General features: G+C 69.2%; 19 protein-coding genes. 7 read left to right on the forward strand and 12 right to left on the reverse strand.

What is annotated here, in order from left to right; translation table 11 throughout:
- Positions 1–15: 15 nt before the first annotated feature.
- Together BN159_RS10165 and BN159_RS10170 are read left to right on the forward strand one after the other, a co-directional pair.
- Positions 16–777, forward strand: a complete 762-nt coding sequence (locus BN159_RS10165) for an AraC family transcriptional regulator (protein WP_015656867.1) — start codon at positions 16–18, stop codon at positions 775–777.
- Positions 778–821: 44 nt separating this feature from the next.
- A complete protein-coding gene (locus BN159_RS10170; protein ID WP_015656868.1) occupies positions 822–1,427 on the forward strand; it encodes a 3'-5' exonuclease in 606 nt (201 codons plus the stop codon).
- On the opposite strand, the gene BN159_RS10175 is transcribed toward BN159_RS10170, so the two are convergent.
- The 7 genes from BN159_RS10175 to BN159_RS10205 all read right to left on the reverse strand — a co-directional run bounded on the left by BN159_RS10175 (position 1,390) and on the right by BN159_RS10205 (position 7,092).
- The gene (locus BN159_RS10175; RefSeq protein ID WP_015656869.1) at positions 1,390–2,778 is read right to left on the reverse strand and encodes a nucleobase:cation symporter-2 family protein; all 1,389 of its coding nucleotides are present in this window, start codon (positions 2,776–2,778) and stop codon (positions 1,390–1,392) included. The two genes, BN159_RS10170 and BN159_RS10175, sit on opposite strands and share 38 nt — an antisense overlap.
- A gap of 214 nt (positions 2,779–2,992) precedes the next feature.
- A complete protein-coding gene (locus tag BN159_RS10180) occupies positions 2,993–4,372 on the reverse strand; it encodes an 8-oxoguanine deaminase (RefSeq protein WP_015656870.1) in 1,380 nt (459 codons plus the stop codon).
- Between the two features lie 111 nt (positions 4,373–4,483).
- On the reverse strand, positions 4,484–5,419 hold the full coding sequence (gene pucL / locus BN159_RS10185) for a factor-independent urate hydroxylase (protein WP_015656871.1): 936 nt from the start codon (positions 5,417–5,419) through the stop codon (positions 4,484–4,486).
- Positions 5,420–5,427: 8 nt separating this feature from the next.
- Entirely contained in the window at positions 5,428–5,823 is a 396-nt protein-coding gene (uraH, locus tag BN159_RS10190; protein ID WP_015656872.1) for a hydroxyisourate hydrolase, read from the reverse strand.
- A gap of 4 nt (positions 5,824–5,827) precedes the next feature.
- The gene (uraD, locus tag BN159_RS10195; protein WP_015656873.1) at positions 5,828–6,337 is read right to left on the reverse strand and encodes a 2-oxo-4-hydroxy-4-carboxy-5-ureidoimidazoline decarboxylase; all 510 of its coding nucleotides are present in this window, start codon (positions 6,335–6,337) and stop codon (positions 5,828–5,830) included.
- A gap of 147 nt (positions 6,338–6,484) precedes the next feature.
- A complete protein-coding gene (locus BN159_RS10200) occupies positions 6,485–6,796 on the reverse strand; it encodes a helix-turn-helix domain-containing protein (RefSeq protein WP_051113638.1) in 312 nt (103 codons plus the stop codon).
- Positions 6,797–6,840: 44 nt separating this feature from the next.
- Positions 6,841–7,092 (reverse strand): thiamine-binding protein, encoded by a 252-nt coding sequence (locus BN159_RS10205; RefSeq protein WP_015656875.1) that lies wholly within the window; start codon positions 7,090–7,092, stop codon positions 6,841–6,843.
- Positions 7,093–7,226: 134 nt separating this feature from the next.
- On the opposite strand from BN159_RS10205, the gene BN159_RS10210 reads away from it, so the two are divergent.
- The 4 genes from BN159_RS10210 to BN159_RS10225 all read left to right on the forward strand — a co-directional run bounded on the left by BN159_RS10210 (position 7,227) and on the right by BN159_RS10225 (position 11,169).
- A complete protein-coding gene (locus tag BN159_RS10210) occupies positions 7,227–8,048 on the forward strand; it encodes a TIM barrel protein (RefSeq protein WP_015656876.1) in 822 nt (273 codons plus the stop codon).
- 25 nt (positions 8,049–8,073) lie between these two features.
- On the forward strand, positions 8,074–8,988 hold the full coding sequence (locus BN159_RS10215; RefSeq protein ID WP_015656877.1) for a 2-hydroxy-3-oxopropionate reductase: 915 nt from the start codon (positions 8,074–8,076) through the stop codon (positions 8,986–8,988).
- Positions 8,989–9,175: 187 nt separating this feature from the next.
- Positions 9,176–10,633, forward strand: coding sequence for a catalase (locus BN159_RS10220; RefSeq protein ID WP_015656878.1), 1,458 nt, complete (start codon positions 9,176–9,178; stop codon positions 10,631–10,633).
- A gap of 281 nt (positions 10,634–10,914) precedes the next feature.
- Positions 10,915–11,169: a hypothetical protein gene (locus BN159_RS10225; RefSeq protein WP_015656879.1), complete on the forward strand. Its 255-nt coding sequence runs from the start codon at positions 10,915–10,917 to the stop codon at positions 11,167–11,169.
- 304 nt (positions 11,170–11,473) lie between these two features.
- On the opposite strand, the gene gcl is transcribed toward BN159_RS10225, so the two are convergent.
- Positions 11,474–13,258, reverse strand: coding sequence for a glyoxylate carboligase (gcl, locus tag BN159_RS10230; RefSeq protein ID WP_015656880.1), 1,785 nt, complete (start codon positions 13,256–13,258; stop codon positions 11,474–11,476).
- Positions 13,259–13,416: 158 nt separating this feature from the next.
- Between gcl and BN159_RS10235 the strand changes: the two genes are divergently transcribed.
- Entirely contained in the window at positions 13,417–14,115 is a 699-nt protein-coding gene (locus tag BN159_RS10235; protein ID WP_015656881.1) for a hypothetical protein, read from the forward strand.
- 30 nt (positions 14,116–14,145) lie between these two features.
- Here the strand turns inward: BN159_RS10235 and BN159_RS42800 are convergent, their stop codons facing one another.
- From BN159_RS42800 to BN159_RS10255, 4 genes are all read right to left on the reverse strand, one after another.
- Positions 14,146–15,132, reverse strand: coding sequence for a DUF6801 domain-containing protein (locus BN159_RS42800; protein WP_015656882.1), 987 nt, complete (start codon positions 15,130–15,132; stop codon positions 14,146–14,148).
- Complete coding sequence (locus BN159_RS10245; RefSeq protein ID WP_157901090.1) at positions 15,129–17,804, reverse strand: NACHT domain-containing protein; 2,676 nt, start codon at positions 17,802–17,804, stop codon at positions 15,129–15,131. Before BN159_RS10245 ends, BN159_RS42800 begins: the two co-directional genes overlap by 4 nt.
- Positions 17,770–18,084, reverse strand: coding sequence for a trypco2 family protein (locus tag BN159_RS10250; RefSeq protein WP_231905599.1), 315 nt, complete (start codon positions 18,082–18,084; stop codon positions 17,770–17,772). The genes BN159_RS10245 and BN159_RS10250 overlap by 35 nt, the downstream gene beginning before the upstream one ends.
- A 198-nt stretch (positions 18,085–18,282) precedes the next feature.
- Positions 18,283–19,374: a lytic polysaccharide monooxygenase auxiliary activity family 9 protein gene (locus BN159_RS10255; protein ID WP_015656885.1), complete on the reverse strand. Its 1,092-nt coding sequence runs from the start codon at positions 19,372–19,374 to the stop codon at positions 18,283–18,285.
- Positions 19,375–19,434: the final 60 nt, after the last annotated feature.

Consider the following 19,434-nt stretch of genomic DNA (forward strand, 5'->3'; position numbering starts at 1 on the left):
GTCTACCGTGAGGAGGTGACCCTCGAAACCGCCCTGCGGCCCTGGATCGACGGCATCGAGACCGGGCACGTCGACCCCCTGCCGCGCGAACCGTTCCCCCAGGTCCCCGACGCTGCCACCAAGTTGGTCGTCCGGGTCGAGGAAGGGGGCCGACGCCAGGTCCTGGTGGTCGGGCCGCGCACCCGTGCCTCGTACCACACCGGTGAACGACGCGCGTCCTGTGTGCAGGTGCGGCTGGCACCGGGCACCGGGCGGTCGCTGCTGGGAGTTCCCGCGGTCGACCTCGTGGGACGGGTGACCGCGTTGGAGCGGTTCTCCGCCGAAAGCGCCCGCCTCCTCGCCCGCGAGCTGCGGAACCTGGACCTGGCGGAGACGGTGGGCCACCTGGCCGCCGTGCTCCCCGCCCTCCTCTCCGACGCCACCGACCCCGCCCGCACCGCGCTGCTGCGGGCGGGCGTCGAGGCCATGAAGGTCAGGGCCGGGCACGCCCCCGCCCAAGTGGGCGCCGTTGCCCGGGAACTGGCCGTCAGTGAACGGCAGTTGCGCAACCTCTTCGCCGAGGGAGTCGGCGTCTCCCCCAAGCACTACGCCCGGATCGACCGGGTTCACCATGTCCTCGCGCACGCGGACACCGAGCCCTGGGCCGATCTGGCCACCGCGACCGGCTACTACGACCAGTCGCACATGACCACCGACTTCCGCGCCCTCATGGGAGTCCCACCGCGCTCGTTCTTCACCGGCCTCCTCCCGCGCGCCACCCCCTGCCGGACGGGATGAAATCGGGTGCGGCCCTGGCCCCTCGCCTGAGAGGCTCATCTCCCATGGCAGCACGACGCATCAAGCCCAGCCTCTACATCTCCGTCGACATCGAGGCCGACGGGCCGATCCCGGGGCCGTACTCCATGCTCAGCATCGGCGCGGCCGTCGCCGGAGTGCAGGATGCCGACGGGTTCGTCCCGGCCGATCCCGAGGCGTGCACCTTCTATCGGGAACTCCGCCCGATCAGTGCGGACTTCGTACCGGAGGCGCTCGCGGTCAGTGGGCTGGACCGGGAGCGCCTCGGCAGGGAGGGAAGCGAACCGGCGGTCGCGCTGGGCGAGTTCAGCCGGTGGGTGCGGGAGGCCGGGCAGGGGGCGCAGCCCGTTATGTGCGGGTACCCGGCCTCGTACGACTGGACCTTTCTGTACTGGTACCTGATCCGGTTCACGGGGTCGAGCCCCTTCGGGCACTCGGGGTGCCTCGACATGAAGACGCTCTACGCGACCAAGGCCGGGCTGCCCCTGCGGGCCGTCGCCAAGGGCACGATGCCGCGCGAGCTGCTGTCGCGGCGTCGGCACACGCACCATGCCCTGGACGACGCGATCGAACAGGCGGAGCTGTTCGCCAACCTCATGGCGTGGCCGGGGTCGGGTGGGTCGAGCCGGTGAGTTCCTCGCCCGCCTCCATCGGGTGGGTCACATCAGCGGCGTCTTGGTTCTTGCCCAGGTGGTTGAAGACCAGGTTCAGCAGCACCGCCACCACACAGCCCGTCGAGATGCCCGAGTCCAGGACGATCCGGGCCGTCTCCGGGAAGGAGTGGTAGAACTCCGGGGCGGAGATCGGGATGATGCCCACCGCCAGGGAGACCGCCACGATCAGGACGTTGTTGTCCTTCTCCAGGCCCGCCCGGACCAGGGTCTGGATGCCGCTCGCCGCCACCGAGCCGAACAGCACCACGCCCGCCCCGCCCAGCACCGGGCGCGGTACGACCGCGATCAGTGAGGCGGCCATCGGGCACAGGCCCATCAGGACCAGGAAACCGCCGCCCGCGGCCACGACGTAGCGGCTGCGGATCCGCGTCATGGCGACCAGGCCGATGTTCTGGGCGAAGGCGCTGCACATGAAGCCGTTGAAGATGGGGCTGATCGCCGAGCCCAGGGTGTCCGCGCGCAGGCCGGCCGCGATGGTCCTCTCGTCCGCCGGGCGGTCCACTATCTCGCCCAACGCCAGCATGTCCGCGGTCGATTCGGTCATCGAGACCACCATCACCACGCACATCGAGATGATCGCCGCGAGTTGGAGCTGTGGCGCGCCGAAGTGGAAGGGGGTCGGGAAGCCGATCACGCTCGCGTCCGCCACCGGGCCGAAGTCCGTGACGCCGAAGGGGATGGCTATCAGGGTGCCGCCGACCAGGCCCAGCAGCACCGCGATCTGCTTGACGAAGCCCCGGGTGAAGCGACGCAGCAGCAGGACCAGCAGAAGAGTGATGGCCGCCAGGGTGAGGTTCGTGCTCGAACCGTAGTCGTCCGCCGCGGGGTTGGGGCCCTGCGCCCATCCGAAGGCGACCGGGAGGAGCGAGATGCCGATCAGGGTGATGACCGTGCCGGTGACGACCGGTGGGAAGAAGCGGACCATCTTGCTGAAGAACGGCGCCGCGATGAAGCCCAGCAGGCCCGCGACGATCACCGCCCCGAAGATGATCGGCAGCGCGTCGGACTTGTCGTCGGTGGAGGCGACGATCGCGGTCATGGGGGCGACCCCGGCGAAGGTGACGCCGTTGACGAAGGGCAGCCGGGCGCCGATCTTCCAGATGCCGAGCGTCTGGAGGAAGGTGGCGAGGCCCGCCGTGAAGAGGCAGGCGCCGGTCAGGAAGGTCAGGTCGGTGGCGGACAGACCGATGGCTGCGCCGACGATCAGGGGTGGGGCGACGACGCCCGCGTACATGGCGGCCACATGTTGCAGGCCGGTGGTCGCCATTTTCACGGCGGGGAGTTTCTCGTCGACGGGGTGGGCGGACACGGGCGGCTCCTCCGGTCGGTTGACAGCACGTCGGCTCTGACGTGGGTTTCAAGGAGGTGATGCGCGGTCGTGCGGGACCGGTAAAGAGGGGGACGGGAGGCCGTTCCGGGGCGCGCACGTCCATGCGCGCCCCGGAGACGGCCGCCATGGACCCCGCTCGGGTCCACGGCCACCGGCCGAGAGCCGTCCCTCTCAGCCGGAGATCTTCAACGGGTCAGCCCTGCGCGGCGATCCGCGCGAGACGCTGCGCCTGCTCGCGGGTGGAACGGGCGATGGCGTCCTCGTCGACGGTGAGCAGCCGGTCGTTCGCCACGATCTGCTCGCCGTTGACGAACGAGGCGGTGACCGGGGCGGCGGCGCCGAAGACCAGCGCGGTGACCGGGTCGGCGATGGAGGCGTGGGCCAGCGTGTCGAGCTTCCACAGCACCAGGTCGGCCAGCTTGCCCGGCTCCAGCGAGCCGATCTCGGTGGCGCGGCCCAGCACCTGGGCGCCGCCGTAGGTGCCGAGGCGCAGCGCCTGACGGGCGTTCAGGGCGGCCTCTCGGTGGGCGCCGAGGCGGTTGATGAGCAGGGCGTTGCGCAGTTCGGTGTGGAGTTCGCCGGACTCGTTGGAGGCGGTGCCGTCGACGCCGAGGCCGACGGGGACACCGGCCGCGAGCATGTCGGGGACGCGGGCGATGCCTGCGGCCAGGCGGGCGTTGGACGAAGGGCAGTGCGCCACACCGGTCTTCGTCCGGGCGAACGCGGCGATGTCGGAGTCGTTCATGTGGACGCAGTGCGCCATCCACACGTCCTCGCCGAGCCAGCCGGTGGACTCGAAGTAGTCGGTCGGGCCCATGCCGAACAGCTCCTTGCAGAACTGCTCCTCCTCGACCGTCTCCGAGCCGTGAGTGTGCAGTCGTACCCCGAGCCGGCGGGCCAACTCGGCTCCGTCACGAAGGAGTTCGGTCGACACGGAGAACGGTGAGCAGGGGGCGACCGCGACCTGGGTCATCGCGTCGAAGGAGGCGTCGTGGTGCTCCTTGACGGTGGCCTCGGTGGCGGCGAGGGCGCCGTCCAGGGTCTCGACGGCGAAGTCCGGGGGCAGGCCGCCGTCCTTCTCGCTGCGGTCCATGGAGCCGCGGGCGAGGGTGAAGCGGACGCCCATCTCGCGGGCGGCGCGGATGATCGAGCCGGACAGGTCGCCGGAGCCCTGCGGGAAGACGTAGTGGTGGTCCATGGCGGTGGTGACTCCGCCGCGGGCCATCATGGCGAGCGAGCCCTGGGCGGCCGAGTACGTCATCTGCTCGTCGATGCGTGCCCAGGTCGGGTACAGGGCGACCAGCCAGTTGAACAGGTTGTGGTCGGTGGCCAGGCCCCGGGTGATCCACTGGTAGAAGTGGTGGTGCGTGTTGACCAGGCCGGGGGTCACCAGATGGCCGGTGGCGTCGATGCGCCGTACGACGTTCTCCAGGCCCTCGGGCGCCTGGCCGGCCCCCAGCGACTCGATGCGGTTGCCGCGTACGACGACGTGACCGGAGGCGTGCTCGGTGTCGTGGGCGTCGACGGTGGCGATCGCACAGTTCTCGATGACGATGCGCTGGTCTGCTGCCATGGTTCGTCCTTTGCGCTGTGGTGGAGAGGGCACGGCAGGACCCGGGGGATTTGAGTGCCGCGGCCGGGTTCACAAGGCCCGGCCGCGGGTGCCGAGAGAGGGAGTTGTCGCTTACAGGTTGGTCATGTCGACCGGGATGAGCTGCTCGGCGCCGTCCCGCAGGATGGTGGCCTCGATCAGCCCGTAGGGGCGGTCGGCGGCGTAGTAGACGGCTCCGTCCTTGGCCTCGTTGTCGAGCCCGAAGGGGGACAGGTCCGAACGGAAGTGGTGCTTGTTGGGCATCGAGAAGCGGATCTCGTCGACCTCGTCGCGGGTGTTCAGCACCCGTACGCCCATCTCGAAGAGGGTCTGCTGGAGCGAGTACGAGTAGGTCTCGGCGAACGCCTGGAGGGCGTGCTTGCGCACCCCGTTGTACGAGCGGTCCCAGTCGGGGGCGTGCGAGTCGATGCCGTCCCAGTTGTGCCGCCACCAGGTGGAGACGGTGGTGGCGAGGATCCGGTCGTGGTCCTCCTGGAGGGTGGTGTACTTGTCCTTCAGGAAGCCCCAGAACTCGGAGTTGGTCGTGTTCAGGACGGTGAGGTCCTTGAATCCGGAGAGCACCTGGATGCCGTGGCCGTCGTAGGTGATCTGCGCGACGCGGGTCTCCTGGCCCTTGCGGACGAAGGAGTGGGCGATCTCGTCGGCCCCGACGAAGCGGGCGCCGCCCTGCGAGGTCTCGATCCGCTCCCAGGAGTACTCCTCGATGCGGATACGGGCCCGGTGGATGGGCTCGTTGTCGTCCACGAAGTGGCGGGCGAGCTTGACGCCGAAGCCCTCGGCGCTGTCGATGCCGTACTCCTTGGCGAAGGCGTACACCGTGTTCTTGGTGGTGTCGGTCGGCAGGACGTTCGCGTTGGAACCGCTGCGGTGGACCTCCTCCATGTCGCCGGAGAGGGCGATGGAGACGTTCAGGTCCTTGATGTGGTGCGTGTCGCCGTCACGCGTGATCTTGACGACGCGGTTCTCGGACTTGCCGTACTGATTCTGTCCCAGGACGAAACGGGTCATGTTGTCGGTCAGCTCCCTCGGTAAACGGAGTAGCCGAACGGGTTGAGCAGCAGCGGCACGTGGTAGTGCTCGCCCGGCACGACGGCGAACGTGATCGCCACCTCCGGGAAGAACACACCGGCACCGCTGTCCCGAGGCGCGGGGGCGTCCTGCTGGACCGCGGCTTGCTTCTTCTCGAAATACGCCTCGACCGCGAAGTCGAGCCGTACGTGGGTGGTCCCCTCCGGCAGGGCGGGGAGGTCCTTGCACCGGCCGTCCGCGTCGGTGGCGGAGCCGCCGAGCGCCTGCCAGTCCGCGTCCCGGCCCGAGCGGGCGGAGAGCTGGACGGCGACGCCCTCGGCGGGCCGGCCGACGGAGGTGTCCAGGATGTGCGTGGACACGGAGGCGGTGGTGCTGGTGCTCATGGGGTCAGGCTTCCTCTTCGACGAGTCGGGCCAGTCGGATGCGGTTGATCTTTCCCAGTTCGGTGCGGACGATCTCGCGCTCCTGCTCCGGGCCGTTGCCGATCCGTTCCTTCACCGCGTCGCGCATCTGCTCCCCGGTCCGGCCGGTGGCGCAGATCAGAAAGACATGGCCGAACTTCTCCTGGTAGGCCAGGTTCAGTTCGAGCATCTCGGCCTTGAGCTCCTCGGAGGCACCGGCCATGCCGCGCTGTTCGCGGGCCGAGGTCGGGTCGCCGGGCTTGGGGCGGCCGATCGGCGGGTGGCCGGCCATCGCCTCGTCGAGGTCCACGGGGGTCAGCGCGGCCGTGGCGGCGTCGCTGGCGATGTAGAGGTCTTCGGCGGACGCGTACGGGCGGGCGGCGAGGAGCCGCTCGGCCCAGGCCCGGGAGGCGCACGCCTCGTGCAGTTCGGCGCGGGCCGCTTGCTGCTCCAGGGCGTTGAACCGGATCAGGCCCGGCGTGGATGTGGACGTCACGGGAGCCTCCGTGGCCTTGTGCTGAACGGGCTGCCGATAGCTAACGCCCTGCGCGACACCACGTCAACACTTTGTTGAAAATTCCGGGTAACGGAAAACCGGGCGGCCCCGGCACCCTGGGCGGCCTCCGTCACCCGGGCGGGCCCGTCAGCCCTCCTTCTCCCGGTTCAGATAGTTGTAGACGGTGAAGCGGCTGACGCCGAGGGCGCCGGCCACGGTTTCCACGCCGTGCCGCACGGAGAAGGCGCCACGCGCCTCGAGTATCCGTACGACTTCCTGTTTGGCCTTGCGGTCCAGCTCGGCGAGGGGCTTGCCCTTCTTGCGCTCCATGGCGGCCAGGATGTGATCCAGGGAGTCGGCGAGCTGCGGCAGCCGTACGGCGACCACATCAGCCCCTTCCCAGGACAGCACGACGTCGTCCGCGCCGGCCTCGTCGGGCGGGAGGATCTCGCCGCCCATGGCGTCGACCAGCGGCTTCACGGCCGCGATGAAGGACTCGTCGTTCACCGCCCGCCCTCCCCGAGCACATTGATCTGGAGCGAGACACGGGTGGCGCCGGACTCCAGGGTCCTGCGCAGCAGCGCGTCCACCGCGGTGAGCACGGCGTCCGCGCCGCCCTCCACGGTGTTCCCGAACGGCCCGACATCCACCGCGTCCAGCTCGGCGGCCTCCACGACCTCACGGGCCACGAGCGCATGCGCGGGGGCCTCGTCGAGATCGAAGGGCTCGGTCGTGAATTCCACTCTCAGTCGCACGCGCTCAACCTAACGCGCGCCACCGCATTCCGCCGAGCCCTCTTGACAAGCCCGCACACCCACCGGCAATCTTCCAATACGCAGAAACTAACTTCCGCAATACGGAATCTCGACACGGAAGGGAGCGCCGCGAGATGGGATTCGCAGAGCAGCGCTTCAACGTCAACCTGTCGATCCTCTTCACGGAACTCCCGCTACTGGAGCGCCCCGCGGCCGCCGCCGCGGCCGGCTTCACCGCGGTCGAGCTGTGGTGGCCCTGGATCGACTCCCCCACCCCCGAGCAGTCCGAGCTCGACGCACTGAAGAAGGCGATCGAGGACGCGGGCGTCCAGCTCACGGGCCTGAACTTCTACGCCGGACAGCTCCCGGGCCCGGACCGCGGCGCCCTGTCGGTGCCGGGCGAGGAGTCGGAGCGGTTCCGCGCCAACATCGACGTGACGGCGGACTTCGCGCAGTCGCTGGGCTGCAAGGCGCTCAACGCCCTCTACGGCAACCGCGTCGAGGGCGTGGACCCGGCCGAGCAGGACGCGCTGGCGCTGGAGAACCTCGCCCTCGCCGCCCGCGCCGCCGACCGGATCGGCGCGATCCTGCTGATCGAGGCGCTGAACAAGCCGGAGTCGCCGCTGTACCCGCTGGTCAGCGCGCCCGCAGCGGTGGGCATCGTGGACAAGGTCAACGACGCCACGGGCCTCGGCAACGCGAGGTTCCTGATGGACCTCTACCACCTGTCGATGAACGGCGAGGACCTGCCGTCGGTGATCGAGCGCTACGCCGCGAAGACCGGCCATGTCCAGATCGCCGACAACCCCGGCCGAGGCGCTCCAGGAACCGGCGCGCTCCCGCTGGAAGACCTCCTCGACCAGCTGACGAAGGCGGGTTACGACGGCTGGGTCGGCCTCGAGTACAAGCCGGGCGACCGCCCGAGCGCCGAGGCCTTCGACTGGCTGCCCCGCTGACCCCCTTACCGAAAGGCACACCCTCATGAGCACCCTCGCAGATTCCTCCCACCCGACCCGCCCGGCGATTGCCTGGATAGGCCTCGGCATCATGGGCTCGCCCATGTCCGAGAACCTGATCAAGGCGGGTTACGACGTCACCGGCTTCACGCTGGAGCAGGACAAGCTGGACCGGCTGGCCAAGGCCGGCGGTAGGGCCGCCGGTTCGATCGCCGAAGCCGTCAAGGACGCCGATGTCGTCATCACGATGGTGCCCGCCTCCCCGCAGGTCGAGGCGATCGCCTACGGCCCGGACGGCATCCTGGACAACGCCCGCTCCGGCGCGCTGCTGATCGACATGTCCTCGATCACGCCGCAGACCTCGGTCGACCTCGCGAAGGCCGCGAAGGACAAGGGCATCCGGGTGCTCGACGCCCCGGTGTCCGGCGGTGAGGCCGGGGCCATCGAGGCCGTACTGTCGATCATGGTCGGCGGTGAGCAGGCCGACTTCGACGAGGCCGAGCCGGTGCTCGAGGCGCTCGGCAAGACCATCGTGCTGTGCGGTCCGCACGGCTCCGGTCAGACCGTGAAGGCCGCCAACCAGCTGATCGTCGCCGTCAACATCCAGGCGTGCGCCGAGGCCGTGGTCTTCCTGGAGAAGTCGGGCGTGGACCTGACGGCCGCCCTCGACGTGCTCAACGGCGGCCTCGCGGGCTCGACCGTGCTGACCCGCAAGAAGGACAACTTCCTCCAGCGGGACTTCAAGCCGGGCTTCCGGATCGATCTGCACCACAAGGACATGGGCATCGTCACCGACGCCGCCCGCAATGTCGGCGCGGCCCTGCCCGTCGGCGCCGTGGTCGCCCAGCTGGTCGCCTCCCTGCGCGCCCAGGGCGACGGCGGCCTGGACCACTCCGCGCTGCTGCGCGCGGTCGAGCGCCTCTCCGGCGCGCAGGTCTGAGACCCCTGGTCCTGACGGCCTGACACAGACCTCCGGGCGGCGTCGCCGCTGACAACTGTCCTGTCGCGCCCAGGCGGCGGCGTCGCCCGGAATCCACTTCAACAAACTGTTGACGCTGGGATTGCCCCAAACCTAGGCTCCACCAAGCGGAAACTGTTTTCCGCTGACACCGTTACGGAAGGTCCCGATGTCGAAGCGCGTGCTCACGACCGAGTCCGGCGCCCCGGTCGCCGACAACCAGAACTCCGCCTCCGCCGGCATCGGCGGCCCGCTCCTCCTCCAGGACCAGCACCTCCTGGAGAAGCTCGCCCGGTTCAACCGCGAGCGCATCCCGGAGCGCGTGGTGCACGCCCGCGGCAGCGGCGCCTACGGCCACTTCGAGGTGACCGACGACGTCACCGGCTTCACCCACGCCGACTTCCTGAACGCCGTCGGCAAGCGCACCGAGGTGTTCCTGCGCTTCTCGACGGTCGCCGACAGCCTCGGCGGCGCGGACGCGGTCCGCGACCCGCGCGGGTTCGCGGTCAAGTTCTATACCGAAGAGGGCAATTACGATCTCGTCGGCAACAACACCCCGGTGTTCTTCATCAAGGACCCGATCAAGTTCCCGGACTTCATCCACTCGCAGAAGCGCGACCCGTTCACCGGCAAGCAGGAGCCGGACAACGTCTGGGACTTCTGGGCGCACGCCCCCGAGGCCACGCACCAGGTGACCTGGCTGATGGGCGACCGCGGCATCCCGGCGTCGTACCGCCACATGAACGGCTACGGCTCGCACACCTACAAGTGGACCAACGCCGAGGGCGCGGCCTACTTCGTCAAGTACCACTTCAAGACGGACCAGGGCATCCGCTGCCTGACCGCCGAGCAGGGCGCCGAACTCGCGGGCAAGGACCCCAACTCGCACCAGACGGATCTGCTCCAGGCCATCGAGCGGGGCGTGAAGCCGTCCTGGACGCTGTATGTCCAGCTGATGCCGGCGGCCGAGGCGGCGGGCTACCGCTTCAACCCCTTCGACCTCACGAAGGTCTGGCCGCACACCGACTACCCGCTCCGGCGGGTGGGCCGACTGGTCCTTGACCGCAACCCCGACAACGTCTTCGCCGAGGTCGAGCAAGCCGCGTTCTCCCCGAACAACTTCGTTCCGGGCATCGGCCCCTCCCCCGACAAGATGCTCCAGGGCCGTCTGTTCGCCTACGCGGACGCGCACCGCTACCGCCTGGGCGTCAACCACACCCAGCTCGCGGTGAACGCCCCGCGGGCCACGACGGCGCGGAACTACGGCCGGGACGGTCTCATGGCGTCCAACTCCCAGGGCCGGTACGCCAAGAACTACGAGCCGAACTCCTACGACGGCCCCGCCGAGACCGGCCGTCCGCTGTCCGCCCCGCTCGCGGTGACCGGCCACACCGGCACCCACGAGGCCCCGCAGCACACCAAGGACGACGACTTCTTCCAGGCCGGTGAGCTGTACCGGCTGATGTCCGCGGAGGAGAAGTCCCGGCTGATCGCGAACATCGCCGGCGGCCTCGCCCAGGTCTCCCGCAACGACGTGATCGAGAAGAACCTGGCCCACTTCCATGCCGCCGATCCGGAGTACGGCAGGCGCGTGGAGGAGGCGGTCCGCGCCCTGCGCGAGGACTGAAAGACTCCCTGACCGCGTCCGCGCGAGCCGAGAGACCCGGATGAGGGGTGGTCGACCGGCGGACGGCGGGCGCGGGCAGGGTGAGGACCGCGGCGGTGTGCGAGCCAGTGCGGTGGTGAAGGAACCGAACCCCTTCTCGACCAGAGGGAAGGGCGATTCGGGCTCCGTCGCCACCGCCGCGGTCCCGAAACGAACCAGCGCCGGATACGGACGGTCCCGTATCCGGCGCTGCTCTGCGTTCCCGGGGTGCGGAACGGCCCCGCGCGCAGGAGGCTGAAGGCATGGCACAACCGACGCAGCAACCGCACATCGTGGTCCACTCCCCCGCCCTGGACGGATCCCGGCGGGTCACCGCGGGCGACGAGACGCTGGGCATCGCCTCGCACGTCGACGACGTCGCCGAGTTCCTGCGGCTGGCCGACCTCTACGTCACCGACGTAGCGGAGTCCGACCTGATCGAATGGCAGGGCGGCGGCCCCGACGACTGGCCGGGCCTCTCGGAGCACCACGAGTCCCACGGGGCCCACGAGGCGTGAGCCGCCTACGCCGCCGACCGTAGACCGGCTACGCAACCCTCAAATCAACCTCTGAACCCGCGCCCGGGGGCTTCAACCACCCCCGGGCGCGGGCACATTCTCGTCTACACGGGGCCCGCCGGCACGGGGGCGGCGGGCCCCTGCGGGCCGCACACCGGTCAGGGGTGTCCGGTCGGCCCGGAAAGAACGGGGGCGGCTTGAGGCCCGCCGACACGGGGGTGTGCGGCGGACCTCAAGCCGGTACGGGGGCATGCCAAAAGGGCGGCCCACCCCCCGGGTTGGGCCGCCCTGTCCGACCTGCGGGTCAGACCTTCAGCGTCTTGATCGAGGTCGGCGCGTGGCCGGGCTCGGTCGCGATCTCCTCGAACTCCACGACATTGCTGATGTCATTGGTGGTCGACATGGAGATGTTGGTGACGCGCTCCAGGATCGCCTCGACGACGACCGGCACCTGGAACTCGGCGGCGAGTTTCTTGGCCTGCTCCAGGGCGGCGCCCAGCTCGGCCGGGTCGGTGACCCGGATCGCCTTGCAGCCGAGGCCCTCGGCGACCTTCACATGGTCGACACCGTAGACGCCCAGTTCCGGAGAGTTGATGTTCTCAAACTCCAGCTTGACCTGGAAGTCGATGTCGAAGGCCCGCTGCGCCTGCCGGATCAGGCCCAGGTAGGAGTTGTTGACCAGCACATGGACGTACGGGATCTTGTGCTGCGCCCCGACCGCCAGCTCCTCGATCATGAACTGGAAGTCGTAGTCGCCGGACAGGGCGACCACCTGCGCCTCCGGGTCGGCCTTGGCGACGCCCAGCGCGGCCGGGATCGTCCAGCCGAGGGGGCCCGCCTGACCGCAGTTGATCCAGTGCCGCGGCTTGAAGACGTGCAGCATCTGGGCGCCGGCGATCTGGGAGAGGCCGATGGTGGAGACGTACCGGGTCTCGGGACCGAACGCCTTGTTCATCTCCTCGTAGACGCGCTGCGGCTTGATCGGGATGTCGTCGAAGTGCGTACGGCGCTGGAGGGTCGCCTTCTTCTCCTGCGCGGACGCGGCCCACGCCGAGCGGTCGGGCAGCTCGCCTGCCGCCTTCAGCTCGCGCGCCACCTCGACGAACAGCTCCAGCGCGGCCTTGGCGTCGGAGGCGATGCCGTAGTCCGGGGCGAAGATCTTGCCGATCTGGGTGGGCTCGACATCGACGTGGACGAAGGTCCGCCCCGCCGTGTAGACGTCCAGCTTGCCGGTGTGGCGGTTGGCCCAGCGGTTGCCGATGCCGAGGACGAAGTCGGACTCCAGGAAGGTCGCGTTGCCGTAGCGGTGCGAGGTCTGGAGGCCCACCATGCCGGCGTTCAGCTCGTGGTCGTCGGGGAGCAGGCCCCAGCCCATCAGGGTCGGCACGACCGGGGTGCCGGTCAGCTCGGCGAACTCGACCAGGAGGTCGGCCGCGTCGGCGTTGATGACACCGCCGCCCGCGACGATCAGCGGCCGCTCGGCGGCGTTGAGCATCCCGATCGCCTTCTCGATCTGGGCGCGGGACGCGGCGGGCTTGTAGACGGGCAGCGGCTCGTACGTCTCCGGGTCGAACTCGATCTCGGTGAGCTGGACGTCGATCGGCAGGTCGATCAGGACCGGTCCCGGACGGCCGGAGCGCATCAGGTGGAAGGCCTGCTGGAAGACGCCGGGGACCTGCGCGGCCTCCAGGACGGTCACCGCCATCTTCGTGACCGGCTTGGCGATCGAGGCGATGTCGACGGCCTGGAAGTCCTCTTTGTGGATCACGGCGGTCGGTGCCTGGCCGGTGATGCACAGGATCGGGATCGAGTCGCCGATGGCCGAGTACAGACCGGTGATCATGTCGGTGCCGGCCGGCCCCGAGGTGCCGATGCACACGCCGATGTTGCCCGCGTGGGTGCGGGTGTAGCCCTCGGCCATGTGCGAGGCGCCCTCGACATGCCGGGCGAGGGTGTGCTGGATGCCGCCGGACGCCTTGAGCGCGGCGTAGAAGGGGTTGATCGCCGCGCCGGGCACACCGAACGCGGTGCTGACGCCCTCGCGCTTGAGGATCTCAACTGCCGCGCGGGCAGCGGTCATTCGAGCCATCGAGTACTCCTGCTTCGGCTGTCGGATTCGCACTCCCGTCGCGCCCCGCCGGTGAGCTCTTCCGTATTGCGGAAAGTAATTTCTACTATCTGGAAGCAATGTAGATGGGGGTACGAAGGCAGTCAAGAGACGGACAAGCAGGGGATCCGCGCGGCACCATGGGTCTCATGCCCCAGAGCTTGGCGGTGTGCTGCCCGGCCTGTAGACGTGAGCACGTGTACGCGGCTCCGTCGTATCCGTGCGTCTGCGGCGCCCCCGTCACCCCTCCGCTGGATCCGCGCGGCACCCCGTGCGCCGTCACGCACCGGGTGTGGGCGGAGGACTGGGTGACCGTGGAGTGCGCGAGCTGCGGGCGCCGCGGCCAGTGGCCGCACCCGGAGCTGGGGTGCCCGTGCGGGACGGTGGTGCGGATCCCGGTGGCGGGCACACTGTCCGAGCCGGGCGGCGAGGTGCCCGAGGTGGCCCGCTCCCGGCACCGGCCCGCCTTCCAGCCGGTCACGATCCGCACCGCGCGGGACGCGGTCACGGCCGCCGCGCTGTATCTGCGCTGGCTCGGCTACCGCGACATCCGCCGCGCCGACCAGCGGCCCCCGTCCGGCATCGGCCTGGCCGCACGCGGTCTACTGGCGCAGATCGACCCGACCGTGCACCCGGCCGCCGTACGGGATGTGGAGTGCCTGTGGCTGACAGCCATGACGGAGTCCTCCGGCTGCGCCTACTTCTCCCTCGCCGGATACGCCCCGGACGCCCGCACCCGCGCCGACACCCTCGGCGTCCCGCTCTTCGTACTGGACCTCACCGGCACACCCCAGCCGGTCAACAGCCACGCGGACGCGCTGGACTCCGCCGACGGCTGAACCACGCACGCGAGGTCTGCCAGGACCGTCTCAGCCGTCTGCCCGGCGTTTCCTCAGGTGCATGCAGAGGGCGACCAGTGCCGCGGCCATGCCTGGCACGAGGACGCCCAACGCCAGTGCGATCGGGTGCTTGGGGTCCGGGTCGCCGTGTCTGTCGTCCGGCTCGCCCGTCGGATCGTCCCGTGGCGTGTCGAGTGTCGGTGCTCCCGGCGAAGGACTCGGCGAACGGGGTGGCACGGATCCGGTGGTGCTGGGTGACGGACTCGGTGTGGTGGTCGTACCCGACGACGAACGAGCGGTCCCCGGCCCTGTGCCCGCGGCCGCCCCGTCGGAGCTTCCGGAGCCATTCCCGCCGGCTCCCGTCCCGGGCCCCGTCGTCTTCACCGGCTCCTTGATGACAAGCGACTGGAGCACCCGGTCCTGTCCGGGGTCCACCGTGCAGGCCGCGTTCATCGTGCCCACCGCGGTCGGATTGCCGAATGCGTCCCTCGGGGTGAGGTGCAGGCCGAGGTCGCCGACGGTGACCTTCGCGTTGCCGGGCCGGGTGAAGGTGACGGCGGGCGCGGTGCCTTTGGCCGACATGTCGAACGCGCCGAAGGCCGGAATCGGGGTCCGCGGGATCGTCATGGGCACGGACAAGCGGCTGTCGCCCTCCGGCGCGGACACGGTGGCGGTCCCGTCCACAGAGCCCTCCAGGGTGCTCGCGCCGACGAGCGGGGCCAGCGCGGTAAAGCTCGGGTCCACCGTCGCCACGCCGTTCACGGTCGCTCTCGGGCTGGAATCGCCGGCTTCGAGTGAACTCGGGATGTCCGTGCTGATGCTCATCGTCACCTGCGCGGTGCCGATCCCGGTGAACGCGCAGGTGTAGTTCAGCTTGATCGACACCGGCTGCGCGGAGGCGGGCGGGGAGTTCCATACCGTCACGATGCCCAGCGCGGTGGTGAGCCCTACGGCGACTCCCAGGGCCACCGCTCCGGTGCTGTACGTCCGCTTGCCGCTGCGAGCCGTGCCACTCACCGGCTCTCCGGTGGCGTCGGCTGTTCGCCCTGCTGGTGAGCCTCGGCGAGGTGGTCCCGCAGCCGTGCGTGGCGGAACTGGTGGACCGCCCCGGCCTGGCGCAGCACACCTCGGGCGCGGGCGTCGCCCAGGAAGGTGTTCATCCTCCAGGGGAGGCGTCCTGACAGGGGCAGCCAGAGTCGGACCAGAACCACCCACCGGCCCCACGCGGTCAGCGTGCCGACCCCGGTCATGACCAGGAGTCCGACGGCGATCCCGGACCAGAGGCCGATGGCGAAGCCGTCGAAACGCGTGACAGCGGCGCCGAAGCCGAGCCCGATGATCAGCCCCGCCGCGACCAGTTGAACGAGCGCGATAGTACGGTTCGCGCGCAACAGGTCCGTTGCGCTGGCTGATTCCTCCGGCCTGGCGTCCGTCTCGAGGAAGGCCACGAGCGCGAGGACGATCCCCACCGCCAGTCCGAGCAGGAGCCCGGTCACGAGCCAGTTCCCGAAGACCAGGGCGACCCAGGACCAGGGGGAGGACAGGAGCATCGCGTAGACCGCGGACCCGCCACCGAAGACGGTCCCATAGACCAGTCCGCCGGCCAGCCCGCCACCGACTCTGGGGAGAAAGCTCTCCCGCACTCTCCCCAACCTGTCCGTCCAGGGCCCACCGTGTAATCGGATCTGCATGCGGGACGGCTCGAACGCGCGGCTGGCCTTGACCTTCGACGCGAATCCGTGCGCGAGCCCGAAGGCCAGTCCGGTTCCCAGAAAGTCCACGATCATGGTCAGGAGCACCACCCCCGAGAGGTCGCCCCTGAGGGCGTGGACGAGTGCGACCACCGTCCCCGACACGAGCGCGCACAGGCCCCCGGAGACAACCATGCGCGCGGGCAGACTCATGGTTGTACCCAGCTGCCACCACTCGATGTCCTGTGCGTCCGGCCTCTGTTGCTGTAGATGCCTGGCGAGATAGCCGAGCCAGTGCCCTGCGGAGTCGACGCTCCAGCGTCGGCCTTCCGGGAGGGTAAGGCTGAACTCTCGTGCGTACCTCCTGCTGATGAACGCCTTCAAGAGGCGCTGCTCCAGCTCTTCCCTTTCGAGATCCCGCAGGCTCTTGAGGCCGTCTGGGAATTCCTTGACCAAGGTGAGCATCAGTGGGGTGATCCGTACATCGTCGAGTTCACCAGAGTCTGTCCCCAACTTACGCAGAACGGGCGCCCATTCACTCGGGTCTTCGAGGCTGGTGAAGCAGTCGTCGAGGGTGAGGCCGGTCAGTTCGATCCCGGGAAAGAGCCCTTCGTTCAGCTTGACGCCCCTGAGTGCCTCGGGACGGCTCGTCAGCAGCAGCGGCAGATCGACTGCGCTGATCTGCCGCAGCGCCGATTCGCAACGGTCCTTCGCCAACTCGTCGAACCCGTCAAGGATCACCAGCACGTCGCCGCGGCCGATCAGTTCACCGGCCCATGTCCCGCTGTGGGCGAGCGGCTTGGTGAGGAAGCGATGGTCCCGCTTCAGGCAGTCCACCAGCCAGTCTTGCAGGGATTGGGCGTAGGGGTCCCACGATCCCAGACTGAAGATCACCGGCACTGGTCCTCGCCAGCCATCGTCTTCGACCAGGGCCTGCGCGAAGCGCCGGATCAGGACGGTCTTCCCCGAACCTGCCTCACCCAGCACCAGCAGTTTGCTGTGCCTCTCCTTCGGATCCTCCTGATAGACAGCCGCGATGTTCTCGAGCGAACCTGCCAGGCCGAGCGGGGACTCCTTCGCCAATGCCTCCGACAAGTCCCGTGCACCGTTCCGCGAACCGGTGAACTCCTCCGGTGCCGCTCGGCAGTTCAAAGGCAGCGACTCCCCGCTCAGCAGCGTCTGCTGATACACGTCCTTCCTCAGGTCCCGACGGACGCCACTTCTCAGGTCTCGCAACATGTCCGAGTGGGGGCCGCCCGACCGGTCGCGGTCCGAGGGCGGCTCCGAGGCGGTGATGTCAACCAGCTCCGGGGGGCCATCGCCGTATTCCTGTAGAAGTTCAACGAACGCGGAGTCGCCGACGAAGGTCCGAGCCGGACAGGCGTGCAGACGGCGGTTGGCGAACACATGATCGTCGTGAATGACAACGCCGACGAGATGTTCCCAGCAGAAGACCGCGCTGCCGGAAGCGCCCGACCAGGCGGGCTCGCCGTCCGCGCGCAGGTCCGGCGCGACATCCTGGTCCAGGACGTGCAGGTCCTGGGCACCGACCCCACCGGCCTGAGGAGGCAGTTTCCCTCTCAGGTGCTCCACCTTGTGCTGCCCGTCCCGGAAGGTCGCCGAAGGGTACGCAAGGCTGTCATAGGGCAGCGGATCGTTGCCTACGGGACGGCCCCAGCGCACCGTACCGGGGACGTGGACCGCGTCGTCCAGCAGCAGCAGAGCGACATCGCGCTCTTCCGGGTCGGTCCAGCGCACCGCTGCCAGGCGCACGTGCACGTCGGGGTGGTCCCTCGGATGTCCCACGCGCACATCGATCTTGGCCCAAGGCACACCCGTCCTCTCCTCGACGACATGCCGTGCCGTCAGTACCAGGCGGGGCCCGATCAGGTAACCGGTACCGACGCGGCGGAACCCGGCAGCGTCACCACTACGGACAAGTGCCAGTCTTCGACGGTCCAACTCAGTCCTTGCTGTCCCAGGAGCCCGACCGGTCACTACTGATTAGCGGGATTGCTCCGCCCGTAGCCCGGTCCTTGACCTGGAGCCTCAGCGTCAGCTTGTGCCCGCGGACCGAGGAGTGCGCGCGCTCTCCGCCCACGGTCACCACCCCGAACTGGAGCTTCCCGTCCCCCTTGACGTCATCGCGCAGTTCCAGCATCAACTCCAGCTCGGCTTCCTCGATCTCGAAGGCGAACTGCTGATGAGCCCCCTGGTCCTGCGCCTCATACAGCTCTCGCCGCAGCTCCTCGATGGCCGCGGCCAACCCGATCGTCACCACAACTGCTCCACGTCGACTGTGGGGTTCGACAACGAGTGCCGTCGACCCCGGGCCCGTACCGTATCGGCAGTTGTCCCCGTGCGGTCGTCCAATCCGATTCTTGTGAGACGGCTTACGGAAACAAGCGTGCGACGGCGAGGTGCCGGACCGCCCTCGTGACAGAGGCACGTGGGCGGTCCGGCGACCCGGCGGGTCTCAGGGCGTGACGCAGCCGATCGAGCCGACCGGGAAGTTGTTGCCGGTCGAGGTGGCCGTGAAGCCGAAGGTCGTGCTGCCGTCCGGTGCGATGGTCCGGTTGTAGGCGGCGTTCGCCACCGTGACCGTGCCGTCGGACCCGGTACTCATCGTTCCGTTCCAGACGCTGCTGATCCGGGTGCCGGTGCCCGGCTGCCAGCGCACGGCCCAGCCGTCCTGGGCTGTCGTGCCGTGGTTCATCACCTCGACGGAACCCTGGAAGCCGCCGCTCCAGGAGTTCGTCACCGAGTAGACGGCCATGCACCCGGTGTGCGGTTCGGTGGGCGTCGGAGTCGGGGTGGGGGTCGGCGTCGGGGTCGGCTCACCGCCGTTCGGGTCGCCGATGCCCGTCACCTCTCCGTTTCCGCCGTCGAAGACGATGTCGGAGCAGGAGAAGAAGTTCTCCGCGCTGTCCGAGCGCACCCACTGGATGAACATCACCGCGTCACCGGTGCGACCCGACGGCAGCCTCAGGTCCCAGTAGTAGTGGCCGGACTCGCTGCCCACCGAACCGGACTGCGGCGGGTTGGTGACCGTCTGGATCAGCTCCAGATCGTCCCAGCCCAGCTGAGTGGCGGGCGAATAGCCGGGCTTGGAGACATAGACCCGGAAGTCGCCCGGGTGCGCCGCCCAGTTGCTGTACTTGACCCGGATCGACCCGCCCGAGGTCAGATGGGTGCGGGGCCAGTCGGAGCGTGCGGCGTTGTAGCCGGTGAAGTTGTACGGGGACTTGTCCCCGGCGCTGCACAGCTTGCCGTCGGGCACATAACCGGCGCCCCGGCCGCCCGCGTTGGAGTCGAGCACGGCGAACCAGTTGTACAGCGCCGTCGCCCCGCTCTCGGCGAGCGCGGCCTTGCACGCGGGGTTCGTCGGGTCGAGGGCGCCGCTGCTGGTCTTGGCGTCCTGATAGCAGAGGTAGGTCCGCGATCCGGGCATCATCGCCACGCCGTGAGCCTGCGCGCTGCCCTGCCCGAGTAATGCAAGTCCCAGCCCGCTGAGAAGAGTTGCCAGCACCGCCGCCCAGGAGAGGAGGCGGTTTCTGCGTCGAGCCATCGTGTCGTTCTCCTGTCGGTCGTCTTGGTCGTCTCGGTCGTCGAACTCGGTCGTCGAACT

Source organism: Streptomyces davaonensis JCM 4913 (assembly GCF_000349325.1).
Taxonomy (GTDB): domain Bacteria; phylum Actinomycetota; class Actinomycetes; order Streptomycetales; family Streptomycetaceae; genus Streptomyces; species Streptomyces davaonensis.